Source organism: Arminella tubonensis (assembly GCF_003240585.1).
Lineage (GTDB): Bacteria > Pseudomonadota > Alphaproteobacteria > Rhizobiales > Rhizobiaceae > Rhizobium > Rhizobium tubonense.
The window spans coordinates 1-14,977 of sequence record NZ_PCDP01000041.1; the positions used below are offsets into that span (position 1 = coordinate 1).

14 protein-coding genes are annotated in these 14,977 nt (G+C 57.7%); 3 read left to right on the forward strand and 11 right to left on the reverse strand.

Annotation, left to right across the window (positions count from 1 at the left end):
* Positions 1-183: 183 nt before the first annotated feature.
* The 5 genes from CPY51_RS21645 to CPY51_RS21670 all read right to left on the reverse strand — a co-directional run bounded on the left by CPY51_RS21645 (position 184) and on the right by CPY51_RS21670 (position 7,138).
* Positions 184-633 carry a hypothetical protein gene (locus CPY51_RS21645; protein WP_111162311.1) on the reverse strand — a complete coding sequence of 150 codons (450 nt, stop codon included), beginning with the start codon at positions 631-633 and terminating at the stop codon, positions 184-186.
* Positions 634-861: 228 nt separating this feature from the next.
* A complete protein-coding gene (gene mgtA, locus CPY51_RS21650) occupies positions 862-3,465 on the reverse strand; it encodes a magnesium-translocating P-type ATPase (RefSeq protein ID WP_111162325.1) in 2,604 nt (867 codons plus the stop codon).
* A 77-nt stretch (positions 3,466-3,542) separates the two neighbouring features.
* The gene (locus CPY51_RS21655) at positions 3,543-3,758 is read right to left on the reverse strand and encodes a BON domain-containing protein (RefSeq protein ID WP_111162312.1); all 216 of its coding nucleotides are present in this window, start codon (positions 3,756-3,758) and stop codon (positions 3,543-3,545) included.
* A 168-nt stretch (positions 3,759-3,926) separates the two neighbouring features.
* On the reverse strand, positions 3,927-6,296 hold the full coding sequence (locus CPY51_RS21660) for a phosphoketolase family protein (RefSeq protein WP_111162313.1): 2,370 nt from the start codon (positions 6,294-6,296) through the stop codon (positions 3,927-3,929).
* Positions 6,297-6,688: 392 nt separating this feature from the next.
* Positions 6,689-7,138 carry an NUDIX hydrolase gene (locus tag CPY51_RS21670; protein WP_111162326.1) on the reverse strand — a complete coding sequence of 150 codons (450 nt, stop codon included), beginning with the start codon at positions 7,136-7,138 and terminating at the stop codon, positions 6,689-6,691.
* Between the two features lie 225 nt (positions 7,139-7,363).
* Here CPY51_RS21670 and CPY51_RS21675 point away from each other — a divergent pair, with 225 nt between their 5' ends.
* The 3 genes from CPY51_RS21675 (at position 7,364) to CPY51_RS21690 (ending at position 9,780) form a co-directional block, all read left to right on the forward strand.
* On the forward strand, positions 7,364-7,549 hold the full coding sequence (locus tag CPY51_RS21675; RefSeq protein ID WP_338049439.1) for an alcohol dehydrogenase catalytic domain-containing protein: 186 nt from the start codon (positions 7,364-7,366) through the stop codon (positions 7,547-7,549).
* A gap of 129 nt (positions 7,550-7,678) precedes the next feature.
* The gene (locus tag CPY51_RS21680) at positions 7,679-8,935 is read left to right on the forward strand and encodes an MgtC/SapB family protein (RefSeq protein WP_338049438.1); all 1,257 of its coding nucleotides are present in this window, start codon (positions 7,679-7,681) and stop codon (positions 8,933-8,935) included.
* Between the two features lie 566 nt (positions 8,936-9,501).
* The gene (locus CPY51_RS21690; protein WP_111162317.1) at positions 9,502-9,780 is read left to right on the forward strand and encodes a hypothetical protein; all 279 of its coding nucleotides are present in this window, start codon (positions 9,502-9,504) and stop codon (positions 9,778-9,780) included.
* Between the two features lie 404 nt (positions 9,781-10,184).
* On the opposite strand, the gene CPY51_RS21695 is transcribed toward CPY51_RS21690, so the two are convergent.
* The 6 genes from CPY51_RS21695 to CPY51_RS21725 all read right to left on the reverse strand — a co-directional run bounded on the left by CPY51_RS21695 (position 10,185) and on the right by CPY51_RS21725 (position 14,468).
* Complete coding sequence (locus tag CPY51_RS21695; RefSeq protein WP_111162318.1) at positions 10,185-10,457, reverse strand: helix-turn-helix domain-containing protein; 273 nt, start codon at positions 10,455-10,457, stop codon at positions 10,185-10,187.
* A gap of 11 nt (positions 10,458-10,468) precedes the next feature.
* On the reverse strand, positions 10,469-11,791 hold the full coding sequence (locus tag CPY51_RS21700) for a type II toxin-antitoxin system HipA family toxin (protein WP_111162319.1): 1,323 nt from the start codon (positions 11,789-11,791) through the stop codon (positions 10,469-10,471).
* 357 nt (positions 11,792-12,148) lie between these two features.
* Positions 12,149-12,448: a sunset domain-containing protein gene (locus CPY51_RS21705; RefSeq protein WP_111162320.1), complete on the reverse strand. Its 300-nt coding sequence runs from the start codon at positions 12,446-12,448 to the stop codon at positions 12,149-12,151.
* Positions 12,449-12,992: 544 nt separating this feature from the next.
* Positions 12,993-13,190, reverse strand: a complete 198-nt coding sequence (locus CPY51_RS32555) for a hypothetical protein (protein ID WP_111162322.1) — start codon at positions 13,188-13,190, stop codon at positions 12,993-12,995.
* Positions 13,191-13,745: 555 nt separating this feature from the next.
* Positions 13,746-13,943 (reverse strand): hypothetical protein, encoded by a 198-nt coding sequence (locus CPY51_RS21720; RefSeq protein WP_111162323.1) that lies wholly within the window; start codon positions 13,941-13,943, stop codon positions 13,746-13,748.
* A gap of 225 nt (positions 13,944-14,168) precedes the next feature.
* Positions 14,169-14,468: a hypothetical protein gene (locus CPY51_RS21725; RefSeq protein ID WP_146260157.1), complete on the reverse strand. Its 300-nt coding sequence runs from the start codon at positions 14,466-14,468 to the stop codon at positions 14,169-14,171.
* Positions 14,469-14,977 lie beyond the last annotated feature (509 nt).

Below are 14,977 nucleotides of genomic sequence, written 5' to 3' on the forward strand. Positions count from 1 at the left end.
TTTGTCCCCATCAAAATCCACTCGCAAAGAAACCGCCGAACCCATCGCAAACCTCCTGTTTGCGCCATCGATTCAGATTCGCACGCTTTTGGGAATCCCGAGAGTCAATTTCAATGAGGGTTGGTATTAAATCCCGCGTGACGATGATCTTCTTCTCGACCTGTCTGTTGATGGCCCGCTGCATCAGGGGGCAAAGCCGACTTGCGGGAGAAGGACGACGGCGACAATGAGCGGCTGCAGATAGAACAGATATCCGCAGACAAGAATCCCGCCCTGCAAAATAGGTTGCGTGAGGCGGGAGCCGACAAACCCTCCAACGGGTTCGGCCTCGTCCAGCACGATCGAGAGCTGTATCGCTTGGTTCGCCATCCCCGGAAACAGGATTCCTCCTCCTTCGGATTTCCTGAGAACGAAAAGTCGCAACCATTGGATCGCCCGTTCGCCGATCCCGATCGTGTAGGGATTGAAGACGACTTTGATCAGCCCTTCCGAGAGGTTGAGTGCCAAATAGACGAGCGCCAGCAGAGCGATCGTAGTGAACGAACCAGTCGTGGTAGAGGTATTCACGATACGCCGTTGCACCTCGAGCGGCGCGGTGCCAAGGGCAAAAATCGCGACGGACATCGTGACCATGGCAAGTTGATGCCCTCGCCGAACGACAGAACGAAACTGAGAAGGTTTGGCAGCAAGGCATTGTCCTCTTGGCTTTCACCCAGCGGGGTATTGAGCGAAGTTGCAAAAGGGTCTTTGATCTCAGTCAATGTGAGCGGCGTTTGCCTAGCGCTCTTAGCTAGCGGGGAAGACAGGAACGAGCATAGACGCCTGCGTCATCTGTCACGCGCCGATCCTGCCGCAGGCGTCTCAATTGTGTGGCAATCCGCGTCGCATGGTCGTCCGGCGACGATGTGCTTCGCGTCCGCGAGCGAAGAACCATCGTTTTGTCGCCTCGGAGACGATCACATAAAGCATCGAAATTGTCAGCAGGCCAGCGACGATCGGGGCTGGAAGTGCAACCAAGCCAAACCAGGCGGCAAACGGCAGATACGGAAACGCTAGGGCAAGAAGGGCTATCCCCAGTGTCAGCATTGCAAGCATCGGGCTCGGGCGGCTGTTCCAGAAGGCCATGTGGGTGCGCACGACAAGCAGGATGGCAAGTTGGGTAATGAGCGACTCCACAAACCAGGCGGTCCGAAATGTGTCCGCTGTCGCGTGCATCGCCAGGAGCAGAAAGCCGAAAGTGAGAAAGTCGAACCCTGAGCTGACAAGCCCGAAACTGACCATGAAGCGACGCACCTGACCGATATCCCATCGGCGCGGTATCTCGACCTGTTCAGGGTCCACATTGTCTCCGGCAATGGCCAGCGAGGGAATCGACGACAACAGGTTGTTCAGCAATATTTGTTTGGCGAGCAGCGGTAGAAAGGGGAGAAAAAGCGAAGCGCACGCCATGCTGATCATGTTGCCGAAATTTGCGCTTGTCGTGATTGACACATACTTCATTGTATTGGCAAAGGTTCGCCGTCCGTCGTCGATGCCACGCAGGAGAACACCCAAATCTTGCTTCAAGAGGATCATGTCGGCGGCCTCACGCGCAACGTCGACAGCGGTGTCGACTGAAATGCCGATATCGGCTTCGTGCAGCGCCGGCGCATCGTTTATGCCGTCTCCCATATAGCCGACGACATGACCGTGCCGACGCAACGCTTCGATAATCCGTTCCTTCTGATTTGGGTCGATCTCGACGAACAGATCCGTCTTCGGCGCGAGACGAAGCAGTCCATCCTTTGTCATATGCGACAGTTCTTCGCCGGTCATGACCCGGCCAACCTTGATGCCGATCGCGGCGGCCAGGTGACGTGCGACGTAGCGGTTGTCGCCGGTAATGACCTTGATGCCGATACCGCGCGCCGAAAGGGCCGCGAGCGTCTCCGATACGCCAGATTTCGGCGGATCGAGAAAGAGAAGAAAACCCGCGAATGCAAGCCCGGTCTCGTCCTGGCGGCGATACGCGGCTTGTCGATCGATCCGACGCACCGCCAAACCGAGTACCCGGAACCCCTGTGCGCTCCAGGCCTGAAACTTTTCGTCGATGCGTTTGCGGCTGGCGTCGTCGAGCGCTTCGGATTGCGACCCATCGAGGACCGAGGAGCAGATCTCCAACACATTGCTGACCGCTCCCTTGCAAATCATCAGGTCGGACGTCGCTTGGGCGGCCTCGCGGACGACCACGGTCAATCTCTTTCGAATGAAATCATACGGGATCTCGTCAACCTTCGAATATTGCGAGAGATCCGCGCCTTTAGCCGCCAATGCGATCGCATCGTCCAAGGGATTGGCAAGCCCTGTTTGCAATGTCGCGTTGAGCGTTGCCCACACCGTGACGTCGGCCGAAGTCTGTCCCTCGCTGTCCAAGCAGCCGTCGAGATGAATGACGCCCTCGGTCAGCGTCCCGGTCTTGTCGGTACAAAGTATGTCCATGCTGCCGAGGTTTTCAAGCGCCTCAAGCTTGCGCACGATGACGCCGTTCTTTGCCATGGCACGCGCGCCGCGGGCCAGGGTCACGCTGATAATCGCCGGCAGCAATTCCGGGGTCAGGCCAACGGCAAGGGCGAGCGAAAACAGCAGCGATTCGATCAGGGGACGATGCAGAAGGAGATTGGCTACAAAGACAACGATGACGATCGCCAACATGACCTCAGTCATGAGCGTCCCGAAATGACGGATACCCTTGGCGAAGCCGGTTTCAGGGGCTTGGCGATCGATTGCCGCGGCGATGCTGGCAAGTTCGGTTGTTCCGCCGGTGCGTGTCGTGACCACCGTTGCTGTGCCACTTCGCACCGACGTGCCTGTGAACACGACGTTGGTTCTTTGCCCAAGGGTCGCCTCGGCGCTGGTCTCGCCAGCCGATTTCACCACCGGAAAGGTCTCGCCCGTCAGGGCAGCTTCACTGACATTGAAATCGCGGGAATCAAGGATCACGCCGTCGGCTGGGATCAAATTGCCCGCCGATAGTTTGACGATATCTCCTGGCACGACGTCCTCGACGGGGACCGCTAGTTCTTTGCCATCCCGCAAAACCGTTGCCTTGCTGGAAATTGTCTGGCGCAGGCTCTCCATCGTTTTTGACGCGCGATATTCCTGGCTGAAGCTCAGCACACAGCTCGCCAGCACGATCAGACCAATGATCAGCGCATCGCTTACGTCTCCGACGACGGCCGAAACAATCGCGGCAAAGATGAGAATGAGAACGAGCGGATTGCGAAATTGCCAGGCAAAGGTGCCAAGGGCGGTGGTGCGTGACCGACGGCCAATCGTGTTGGGCCCCGTCGTGGCGAGACGTTCCTTTGCATCGCTAGCGGAGAGGCCGCGCACGTTTGTGCGGTATTCCGCCAGCAATTGTGAAGCCGGGTGCGCCCAATAGGCATTCTGGGTCCCGGGTTTGATGGAAGTTTGGGGAATTGTCATGGTGTCAGCTTGCACAGGAAGATCCCCGAATGGCGTTCGCAGAATTGAGAGCGCTCGCAATGATGTCGAATTGCGGGTCACAGTCCTCCCGCCATACTGGGCGGAGGCATGGTCATGCCGGACATGGGGTCGACCCAGGTGAGTTCATCGATCACCGCTTTGACGCCCGGCACATTCTCTGCCGCAACGCGCGCGGCCAGTCTCTCGCGTTCATCGAAGATGACGCCGCTGAGCGTTGCTACGCCCGACTTCACATCCGCCCGCGGTTCGGCCGCGACGAGTTCGACGGTCATCAAGGCATGCCGCCTTCAACCTTGCCTAGCAAGAGATTTAGGCAACGTCGCAATGGTCAGCCGCCCACCCATCGAAAGGGGGTGGGGCCGATTTGCTCCTCTCCGAACCATCGCCACCCGCGCTCCCTAATGGGAAGCGCTTCAGCCTTGCGTCGTGATGAACCAAGCCTATTCCGACCACGCCCAATCCTTGATCTCGGGAAGGTCGTCAAAATGCTCGCGGATGTATCTGTCGTGCTCTTCGAGCAGTTCGGTGCAACCCGCGACCAATCTGCCGTGCTTGACCAGCATGCCGGGAACGTACCGCAGCACGTCCAGGCAGAGATGGAGGCGGCTCATCTTGTTCAGGACAACCATATCGAAGGGTGTCGTCGTCGTGCCCTCTTCCAGATAGCCGCGAACATGAAACCTGTCATGCGCCTCACGTCCATGCAACAGGTCGTGGATGACACCAGGATAGCCGTGAAACGCGAAGATTACCGGAGCGGTGGCGGTGAATATGTCGACGAAATCTGCGTCCGTCATGCCATGCGGGTGCCGATCGGCAGGGCAGAGCCGCATCAGATCAACGACGTTTACGACGCGGACCTTCAGGTCGGGTGCCTGCTGCCGCAACATCCAGGCGGCGGCAATCACCTCTTGCGTGGGAACGTCGCCAGCACAGGCCAAAACGACATCGGGCTCTTCCGGCTGGTTGCTGTACATGTCCCATACGCTCGCACCCTTGGCGCAATGGACCTTGGCCTCCTCCATCGTCAGCCACTGCAGTTGCGGCTGCTTGTCGATGACAATCAGATTCAAGTAGTTGACGCTCCGCAGGCAATGGTCGGCGACAGAAAGCAGGCAGTTAGCATCCGCTGGCAGGTAGACCCGGGCCACCGTCGGCTTACGGTGAATGACCGTATCGATGAAGCCTGGCCCCTGATGGCTGAAGCCGTTGTGGTCGTTGCGCCAGCACGTCGAAGTCAGGAGATAGTTGAGTGACGGCACGTCAGCGCGCCAAGGAACTCCCTTGGCATGTTCGAGCCATTTACCATGCTGCATCGACATGGAATCAACGATCATCGCAAACGCCTCATAGGTGGCAAACAGGCCATGACGTCCAGTCAGCGTGTAGCCCTCGAGCCATCCGTGACAACAATGCTCGCTCAGCACCTCCATCACTCGTCCGTCGTGCGAAACATGGTCGTCGCCTGGCAAGATATCGCTGACCAGGCATCGGTCCGAAACTTCGAAAACCGCGCCGAGCCGGTTCGAATTCGTCTCGTCGGGGCAGAACAGCCGGAAATTGTCGGGGTTGCTCTCGTAGATATCCCGAATGTATTGGCCGAGCACTGCCGTTGATCCGACCTTGTCGCGCGCGCGTTGTTCGAACTTGACCTCGTAACGGTTGAAGTCCGGAAGCGTCAGTGGCACGGTCAAGAGCCCGCCATTGGCATGCGGGTTTGAGCCCATTCGACGAGGACCTGCCGGAGCGAGATCGGCGTATTCGGGGCGAAAGCGACCTCCGTCGTCGAACAACTCCTCTGGCCGATAGCTGCGCATCCAGTCTTCCAGGATTTTCAGATGCTCAGGCTTGGTAAGGACCTCCGATACCGGGACCTGGTGAGCGCGGAACGTGCCCTCGACCTGCAGGCCATCGACGATCTTCGGCCCCGTCCAGCCTTTCGGCGTGCGAAGGATGATCATGGGCCAGAGCGGCCGGACGCTCGAACCCCTCTCTCGGGCTTGCTTCTGGATGGTGCGGATGCTCGACACTGCCGTTTCCAACGTGCTTGCGAATTCCTGGTGTACGATTTCAGGGACGTCGCCCTCGACAAAATAGGATTGATAGCCCTGGCCCTCGAAGAATTTTGCCAGGTCGGCATCGCTGTGCCGGGCCCAGACCGTCGGACCGGAAATCTTGTAGCCATTCAGATGCAGGATCGGCAGGACCGCTCCGTCCCGTGTCGGATTGATGAAATCAATACTCTTCCAGCTCCCGGCAAGCGGTCCGGTTTCCGATTCTCCGTCCCCAACAACCGCCGCGACCAATAGGTCGGGATTGTCCATGACCGCGCCGAAGGCATGGACCAGGACATAGCCGAGTTCACCGCCCTCGTGGATGGATCCAGGTGTCTGAACGCTGACATGGCTTGGCACACCGCCTGGCGTGGAAAACTGCCGAAAGAGACGAAGCATTCCTGTCTCATTGCCTGTGATCTCGGGGTAGAACTCGGTATAACTTCCCTCGAGCCAGACGTTGGCGATCAATGCGGGGCCTCCGTGGCCTGGTCCTGCCATGTAGATCGTATTGAGATCATATTTCTTGATTAGGCGGTTCAGGTGGACATAAATCAGATTGAGGCCCGGTGACGTGCCCCAATGGCCGAGGAGCCGCGGCTTGATGTGCTCAACCGTTAACTTTTCCTTGAGCAGCGGATTTGCGCAAAGGTAGATCTGGCCGATGTTCAGGTAGTTCGCGGCCCTCCACCAGGCGTCAATTTTGCGCAGTTCGTCAACGCTTAGCGGAGCCGGAACAGTTGCGAGTGCGTTCATCGTGTCATCCATTTCATTGCTTGGGGGCCCGCGGTCGCCTGACGCGAGGGTCCGGCCTGTATGCCTGCAAGAGGTCCCGCTTCCCACTGCTGACCGGGCAGATCTTGCATCCACAGTTGTTCAAGGCCTTCCCGCCCGCATTGATCTCGGTCAAGGAAAGTTTGACTCCGTGACTGGTGGGCGCTTGATGCCGGTATGGTTGCGCGTCGTCGCGCGGATCAATCCGCTCACCTATCAGGTTGACGCCTTGCGCGCCCTAGGTGGGCATTGGAACGCAAGGGCGGCGCGCAAGCCGCCCCAAAAGTCGGCTCCTCGCAATTGAAAGGCAGGCGCTGATCTTCAACAACTTTCCGCCCCGTCGCATTGGAAGTGCTCGGTTTCACACTCGGATGTCAGAGACCTGCCAAACGTTCCAAAAAAGGGCGCTGGCCGCCAACGATCTTCCGGCGAGCGTCGGAAAGGCAAAACCACTCAGCGCGATCAACCTCGGGGAAAGCCTGGATACGCCCGCTGTGCGGCGGCCACTCCATTTCGAACAAGTTGCTGTGTAGCGTCGAGGTGTCGAAGTTGCCTTCAAGCGCAAAGGCTGTCACCCGCTTTCCACTCCTCTGGCGCAGTTCACCCAGGGTGTGCAATCGACCTTCGGGGACACCCCCCGTTTCCTCGGCGAATTCCCGCAGAGCCGCCGCCTCGGATGATTCATTCTCCGTGTATTCGCCCTTCGGAATGGACCATGTCCCTTCATCGCGCTTACGCCAGAAAGGCCCCCCAGGGTGGACCAGTAACACCATAATATCGTTTTCCGTTTTTCGATACATCAGGATGCCGGCGCTCTTCTTCATCTGCAACATTCTTTTGAACGGACACTGTACACCGTCTTTGCCGATCAGCCGTTCGGCGAAAACAACCGACACGTCTATATAGCTTTGATCGACATCAATGCTACTTAGGCCATTGCATTCTAAGATTTTTGAAGGGGGTCAGCACCGACAAAAAGGCGGCCCTATTCAAGAACCAACATGAAAGCGCTCGTGTATCGCGGTCCAGGCCAGAAGGCGCTTGACCCGATGCCCAAAATCAGTGCGACAACGGACGTCCTCGTCAGGATCACACGCACGGCCATTTGTGGTACCGACCTTCAGATTCTTAAGGGCGATGTCCCAACAGGTCGAATCCTCGGGCATGAGGGTATTGGAATCGTCGAACAAACGGGTACGTTGCGTTTTCGCAGTTCGCTTCTCCGTGATCAATGACGTGCCTGCGGCGCAGAGGATCAGCCTGAGCCCTTCCGGCTCGATGCCGGTGACCATCGACGCCGGGCCATCGGCACAGTCCAGGTTGCGCGCGGCCCGTCTGGTTACTATCGTCCAAAGATGGAAATCATGGAAGTGTCTCAACGTCTCGGCCTGGCTCTTGCGATCGGCATGCTCGTCGGAATCGAGCGGGGCTGGCAGGAGCGTGAGGCCGCGCCTGGCAAGAGGACCGCCGGCATTCGAACCTTTGGCTTGTCCGGGTTTCTGGGTGGCCTGACCGGGTTCCTCGATCTCACCCTTGGCCCTATTCTGCCTGCCGCCATCTTCACGATGTTCGGTGTCGCATTCATCGTTTTCAACAGATACGAAGCCGAGCATGAACAAGATTACAGCGTTACTGGTGTCATAGCGGCCTTTACTGTCTTTATCCTTGGAGTCCTGGCGACGGTTTCCGACATGACGGTGGCGGGGGCAGGCGGTGTGGCCGTGACCGCGCTATTGGCGGCACGCCAACCTCTGCATCGATTTCTGCGAAATTTGAGCTGGTTGGAGCTCAGAGCGGCCCTCATGCTTCTCGTCATGACGGTCGTCGCGCTGCCACTCTTGCCCAACAGAACTATCGATCCCTGGAATTCCGTCAATCCATTCCAGCTCTGGCTGCTGACGATCATGATCGCCGCCATTTCCTATGTCGGCTATCTGGCGATTCGGATCGCCGGACCAAGACACGGAATAATTCTGGGTGGCGCTGCGGGCGGTTTCATTTCGTCGACGGCCGTCACCTTGTCCTTTGCACGTCTGTCATCGGGAAACACTCAAACCACCCACAGTCTCGCCGCGGGCGCGTCGATTGCCGGAGCGCTGTCGATTGGGCGCGTATTGGTCATTAGCGGTATACTAGCCCCCATTCTTGTGCCCCAACTCGCTGTCGCGTTCATTCCCGTTATTCTCGTCTTCCTTGCCGCTGGTTTCTTGATGACGAGGCAAGTGGAGGGGGACGGCAACACTGTCGACATCAGCCAAGGCAATCCGTTTGAATTGCTGACGGTCCTGCGCTTCGGGGCCCTTCTGGGCGCTGTAACCCTTGTCTCGAAGATTATGATCGACCAGATCGGAGTGTCGGCGATCTTCCCAGTCGCGCTATTTTCGGGACTTGCCGATCTCGATGCAATCACTCTATCGACCACGCGTATGGCGGGCTCGATACTTACGACCGAAGTTGCGACCACAGCCATCCTTCTGGCAGCGGCTGTCAATTTGGTGACAAAGATGGTGCTTGCCGTCCTATTCGGCAGTCGCGCATATGCATTGGCTTTTTCCATCGCGACACTGGTCGCGCTCGCGGTCGGGGCAGCAACTTATTTCGGGTTTCACGGCATTGCCTGACGCTTTGATCGGCAGCAGAGGCGCAAAGCAGGGGACGTCTGTGAAGCGATCTCGTAGAAATTGGAAGCCTAAGGGCTGCATACGATCGCGACCCAGATCCTTCAGAGGATCGCCCAGGTGCCGAGGCTGAAGAGCCGTCGAAAACGGCCTGGGGCTCCGCCTTGACAGAAAGGCAAGGCCGGGGCGAAATCGCCCCGACCCTTCCACATCGCTCTTCTCGCCAGTGCCGGTACATCCGTGGTCAAAAGTAGTCGAGCAACTTCGGCAATCGCGAACACCCTCGTGGAACGCTCAACAGCAACGCCGATGACCACTAGACAAGCTCTGGATGTGTTTAGTTTAAGCCGGTGACACTTGGTGCCGGCAACCTCGTCGGGGGGGCCTGCTTGGAAGGGCTCCAGCGAGGGAACTTCAGGGCCGCTGTCCGATCGTCCGAAACTCATGCGTGTGACGCGTAGCAGCCATGACTTGCTCCGCGGGTAGCCAATCGCCATCTCCCGGTCACCGCAGTTGACTTCATCGACCAATTACCGCCGCGACCTAATGGTCTGCGCGAGGAGACGATCATGAACAGCATATCGAAAACCCTTTATGAAATGACGCTTGCTGAGCGCTCCAGCCTGCTCGATACCGTTGCCACCGCCCTGGAGGCGACGGCAGAGGAGGCGGAGGGCCAGGGCGACGCACGCTTCGCGTCGAATTCCACATGCGTCGCCAACACCATCCGCGGCATGTCAGGCGGCTTCGGGCCACGTGATCTGGCTGCAGCCGAACTCCTGCTTGAGCAGGGCATTATGCTCGTCCACCAATTTTCGAACCGGAAGACCGCCGCTACTCTCCACTGACCTCTAAACGTCTTCTCGATTGCGCATCCTCACGGTCAGTCCCGGTTGGCGAGCGCGGAGGCGCCTTCGTCACCGCCGATCGATCTCAGGCGCAGGCTTGCCACCGAACTTCGACGAGTTTTCCAGGATAAATCATCGACACACCGCCCTCACCGATTCCAAGGGTGGCGGCTACCTCCTCCGGCCTCCAGCCGGCTGCTATGGGCCGAGGTAGCGAGCGACGTAATGCCAAAGATGACCGAGCGACCCCTCCGACTGGCACGCCGGATTTCGTCGTGCTACGAAGTTGACGGAGCGGGCAGAACGATTGGACGCCATCGGCGCCGAGGCGGTCATTTTTGAAGAGCGAGCCTTCGAGACGTAATCGCTTGTTTCGAACCAGGGCCCGTCCTCCGCTAGTTTCTCTATTTCGGCACGAACCCGAGCGTGAAGCCGAACAACTGAGCGATCCGCTCGAGTGTCTCGACTGTCGGGTTGGCCTTGCCAGTCTCGATCTCGAGGACCTGTCGCTTGGTGTTGCCAGTAATGGCCGCAAACTGCTCCTGGGTCAGACCCAGCGACTTGCGAATCTCCACCACGGCCGTAGGGAACCTGAGTTCTCCAGCGGCCGCCTTTTCACGCAAGCGGATACGTCCTTCACTGATCTCTTCTTTGGAAGGTTTTTTCCATCGTGCCATGACGCACTTCCTCAATCCTTGCCCGCAGCAATCACGCTGGCCGCGACAGCTTCGCAATCCTGCATGGCTACCTGCACAGCATCGGTTGGAACACCCTGTTCAATAGCGCGCTCGGGTGCTCCCTGAAGCCCCTCAGCGAACGACACGATCTCCTTGCGCAGCTTGAAGGCCAGATCGTCATCGTCTTTGAAAACGGCATGGCAAACCTCGGTCCAGTCGGGATTGGTGTCCCGGTGAGTATCCCGCATGGCAGCCCATCGCGTCGATTTTGCCACTCCGTCGGCTCCGAGCTTCATGGGAGCGAAATCGAAAAGAGGCGACAGCCCGATGCGGCCGTCAGGCGTCTTCGTCAAGGCGGTGTTTCTGCCATGGTTGTCGGGGTTGCCCATCGCCCTGTTCGCGATGTCCCTCTTCACGTACTCGGCGATATCGGCATACGGTTCGTCGGACACCCTTTTTAGAACCTCGATGTAGTCTTCGTGGCTAGCGACATGACCGAAGTCGGCCACTCCCAATGCCGAGACCATACTTTCCTGGCCGTTCCGCAGCAAACCGGCCTCGCCGACCTTACGGTCGAAGCGCGGGATCATCAGCACTCCGTTGCCATATCGCGACACGCCATGAACGTTGAGACCGAGCTTTTCCGCGATAGCCGAGTAGCCGGCCTCCGCCTCGAGAATAAGCCTGTCCCGCGCGTCGTTGCTCCTGAGCAGCTTCACGATGTGGTGGCTGACGGCTTCGTCGTCGCCGACAAGAGCGTCCGGATAATAGAGGCCATCCGCTGCCCGCGTCATCGACACCTTCGGCCATTCGCCTTGAAGACCACTCGATCCCGACGCTAGCATGCCGAAGCGATCGACGACTTCGATGAAGTAATCGGTCCGCCCGAAGATGTCGTCTTCGCTAACGCCCGCTCGCCTTACCCCGGAAAGCCGATCACGTTCCGCCGTCGCCGCTTCGGCAATGCGGAGATTGCCGATCGGGTTACTGCCTGTGCGCAACAGAAGGGGCAGGTCGGATACGCGCGCATCGACGTCCAGCTTCATGAGTTCGGCGAGCTTGCGCCGTGCATGTCCTTGAGGCATGAGGTCCAAGAGGAAAGGAGGCCACGCAACACGGTGCCTGTTCTCGAGGTCGACAGGATAATTTACGGATAATGCCCTGCCATCGTTGACCTTTTTCTTGAGACGGTCGACGGCGGCGAACTCCATGAAAAAGTCGATGTCGTACTCGACGATCGACGGCCCCGTAAACCCACGAGCTTCATCCTCGATCGTAACGCTGGCTGCGGCGTGCCACCCGCCATCCCAAAATGTTTCGATGCTCAGACGCATTTATAGCTCCCTTTGTGGGGTATATATCAGAATGTTTATGCTTTATCAAACCATCAAAGGGATGTTTTCTCAGGGGTTGCGCTGTCAAGGAGCTATCGTCGTTGGCTCCTTCTCAGGCAGGAACTCACCACGGGCCTGCCCGCCGGACGAAAGGTTATCGGCGAACTCCAGGATTTTTCTCCGCCAGTCAAGATGAAGGTAGACGTCTGCAGTGCCGCATTCCACGGCGCGGGACATGTCCTGCAGCTCTGCTACTATCTCGCCATCCGTGCGGCCTACCGCACAAGGATAGTCAGAGGGAACAAGTAGCTAGGAACAGAGCGGCCCGAAGCGGGGTTTCTGGAAGTATATCCCGCACTACACGCGCGACTTTCGCCATCCCGCAGCCTTTGCTTCAGATTCCGAGCAGAACCAGCGTTCGCCATAGCTGGGCGATATCACCGTCTCGGAATAATATTTCTGCCCGGGGATATGATAGATGCGTTCGCCTGTCTTGATGCTGACGTTACCTTTGATTTTGCAGGATGGCGACAGCGATGCGGGTAGCGAGGCAGATAGCGACGCGGGCAGCGAGAGATTCGGCAGAAGAGAATAGCCGCCGGAAGCGACGAAGGCTCCGCTCGAAAGCGCGACTACGAGTGCTACAAACTTCGCCATGCTGAGCCCCCGAACTCAAACCGGATTGTATTTAAGGATTCTTTCAATCGACTGAACGGACAGGGTCAACGAGGTGTGGAGATGAAGGTTAAATTGCAACGAATTTTTTGGGCCGTGGATTCCGCCCCTTACTGCTTCAGCAGAGGTTTCCTGCTTTGCAGACCCCATCATAATCCCGCGCAAGGCGGCCTCTCGATGACAACCTTTTGTCCGGCAGTGCTCGGGCGTTTTGCACGGTATGTTGGTTGACTTCAGAATGTCTTTATTCAACTCTCCGGCGAGACGGTTTGGGGGCACCACAGAAATGACCAAGGCTATTTTTCGTGGCGGGAGTTGCCTGCTGGCGATTGGATGTGCGCGGTCGCCGCCAAGCCGCTCCCCACCGTTTCAAGGTTGGAAACGCGATAGTTGCTTGGATCGCGGTTTTTGATGCCGACATTGCCGCCATGGCCATGGCGAAATATTCGCGCCATCTGCCGAAGAAGCCTTCGACCCCGCGGAGCCATGCCGACGTATTGCTCCGGCTTTTCGGGCATGCTCGGCGCTAAGCTGGATGCTTTTCTGCGGGTGATAGGTAAAACAAACCTATCGCCGTAAAGAGCAGGCCGAATAGCAATCCAAAACCGACGAATGAAAGAAACTGTTCTCCGGCCTGATAGACGGCTATCGGAACAAGCGCGATAAGGATCACGCCGACGAGAAACAGAAATGCGGCAATGCCTTTGCCAAACAATCGAACCATCTTTGTCTCCTCCTTGTGATTCGGTTTTCACCGTTCACGCATTAACTGTTTGCCCAAAGGGCTTCAGGGACAAGCTTCAGTCCGATCAAATCGCTCCATCATGAGAGAGGTCTTGTCCCAGCTGTGTTCTGCCAACAACACAATCAGTCAGTTTGGCGAAATGTAACCAATCAAGGGGCGAGGTGCGTCGAGTAGGAGCCGTCGACGTCGACGTTGAGCTTGTCATTGCTGGCGACAATTCCCAGGGATCGGGTGTTTCGAAACCTGCACTCATGGATTCCTCGATCATTGTGGGAAATGGGAGAAGTCCTTCCTCCCAGAGGACGCGTGACCATTGGCGTGTCACCTCGCGGTGGAAATCATGAACAGGAATGACTTGCTCCCCCATGCACGATCTTTCCAACCGGAAACATTCGAAAGGCCCGCCCCTCCTGAAGAGATTTTAAGGCAGGGTCAAACCCAACGGAGCGGCTCGCCTCTGGTGAGTCGATTTCATATCCAGGTTTTGCTGCGTCCCTTCTCTTGGGAATCGGCAACTTCCAGTACATTTGCAGTCTAATGCCATGCAGGCAAGCCGGGCGTATGGTGAGGTGTCCTCGCACCGGCTTGCGCGCCGCCAGCAATAAGCGACAGGGCGGCCACGGTAGCGGGGACCAGTCGCAAGTGCCTATTGAGAGCTCTTTGCGCCGTCGTGCCGATTTTATCCAACATCGAGGTGATTAATTTTGCAAACAGGGCCAGCAGTTCCAGCATTGATCCGCCGGGAGACTTTGAAGACGAGGGATGTAGCTTCGAGCTAGCCGGCCGGGAAGACGGCAACAACTTTTGCGAGATGCCTGTATGGGGATGTCTATCCAAAGAGGTGTGACCGCAGCCGCGCTTTTCAAATCGCGTAAGGAAGCGGTGTCCGAGGTACCCAATGCGCGGCAAGTCCAACGCCGACGCGGATCACCAAAGTGGTGGCGCTCGAAGATATTCTCAGGAGGGACCCCAGTAGTAGCAATAGTCATCATCCTCACCGATGTATTCCCAGACGCCTGCATCGTCGATCTCCAAGTCATTGCATGCCGACGACGGCCCTTCGTTGGCGAGCGGCGAGATTGTAGGCACACGGTGCGCTAAGGCACGAATTTGGCGGCCCTGGATAATGGGAAGCCGTTTACGTCCGTCCGCTCCTGGAGGAATATCGGCATGGCAGTGCATACAGCGGGTCGCTGAGGTCTTAATCTCTTCCTTGCAGAACGGACAGGCGCGATTTTTGGTAGCGGGGTCAGCCATCACAAAGTCCTTTGGAAAAAGGGATTGGGAACGCTCGGATACACGTCATCGTAACTCACCGGGGCGGCTATGTCACTCTGCAGGTTTCTCGAACAATGCTGGATTAGTAGAACCACAGACGACGGCTGACGGGGTGCGTGATGCACGGTCATGGGCGCACCAGGCGATGGACCGAATCTTAAGATGACCTGAATTATTCGCCGGTCAATCTTGGGTCGACGTTCCATTAAAATATTTGCTCGACTACGCAAGAATGGCAGGCCTCGGACTCTCCTGGTGCCTTGATACGCTATAGCGAACTCTCTCTGCTCGTCGACGAGTTGGAGCAGGAGATTTTGGGTCTCCTGGATGGCGCGTCGGTGATCCCGTTCGGAAAGCCGACACCCAAACATGGGGTAATCGCGGCGCGATCGTCCCAGCTCAATTTATAAGATGATGGCTGGCGAGGGTGGTTGCCCCCGATAAGATGGAAATACGGGCTCACGATTGGAACCGGGCCCAAACATCAA

What these genes read in the sequence shown, in the direction of transcription:
- CPY51_RS21690 (WP_111162317.1), top strand. Translation starts at nt 9,502, where the DNA reads ATGAACAGCATATCGAAAACCCTTTATGAAATGACGCTTGCTGAGCGC.
- CPY51_RS21705 (WP_111162320.1), bottom strand. Translation starts at nt 12,448, where the DNA reads ATGGCGAAGTTTGTAGCACTCGTAGTCGCGCTTTCGAGCGGAGCCTTC.
- CPY51_RS21700 (WP_111162319.1), bottom strand. Translation starts at nt 11,791, where the DNA reads ATGCGTCTGAGCATCGAAACATTTTGGGATGGCGGGTGGCACGCCGCA.
- CPY51_RS21655 (WP_111162312.1), bottom strand. Translation starts at nt 3,758, where the DNA reads ATGACCGTCGAACTCGTCGCGGCCGAACCGCGGGCGGATGTGAAGTCG.
- CPY51_RS21645 (WP_111162311.1), bottom strand. Translation starts at nt 633, where the DNA reads ATGGTCACGATGTCCGTCGCGATTTTTGCCCTTGGCACCGCGCCGCTC.
- CPY51_RS21720 (WP_111162323.1), bottom strand. Translation starts at nt 13,943, where the DNA reads ATGCTGGAACTGCTGGCCCTGTTTGCAAAATTAATCACCTCGATGTTG.
- CPY51_RS21670 (WP_111162326.1), bottom strand. Translation starts at nt 7,138, where the DNA reads ATGAAGAAGAGCGCCGGCATCCTGATGTATCGAAAAACGGAAAACGAT.
- CPY51_RS21695 (WP_111162318.1), bottom strand. Translation starts at nt 10,457, where the DNA reads ATGGCACGATGGAAAAAACCTTCCAAAGAAGAGATCAGTGAAGGACGT.
- CPY51_RS21660 (WP_111162313.1), bottom strand. Translation starts at nt 6,296, where the DNA reads ATGAACGCACTCGCAACTGTTCCGGCTCCGCTAAGCGTTGACGAACTG.
- CPY51_RS21680 (WP_338049438.1), top strand. Translation starts at nt 7,679, where the DNA reads ATGGAAGTGTCTCAACGTCTCGGCCTGGCTCTTGCGATCGGCATGCTC.
- CPY51_RS21675 (WP_338049439.1), top strand. Translation starts at nt 7,364, where the DNA reads ATGCCCAAAATCAGTGCGACAACGGACGTCCTCGTCAGGATCACACGC.
- CPY51_RS32555 (WP_111162322.1), bottom strand. Translation starts at nt 13,190, where the DNA reads ATGGTTCGATTGTTTGGCAAAGGCATTGCCGCATTTCTGTTTCTCGTC.
- mgtA (WP_111162325.1), bottom strand. Translation starts at nt 3,465, where the DNA reads ATGACAATTCCCCAAACTTCCATCAAACCCGGGACCCAGAATGCCTAT.
- CPY51_RS21725 (WP_146260157.1), bottom strand. Translation starts at nt 14,468, where the DNA reads ATGGCTGACCCCGCTACCAAAAATCGCGCCTGTCCGTTCTGCAAGGAA.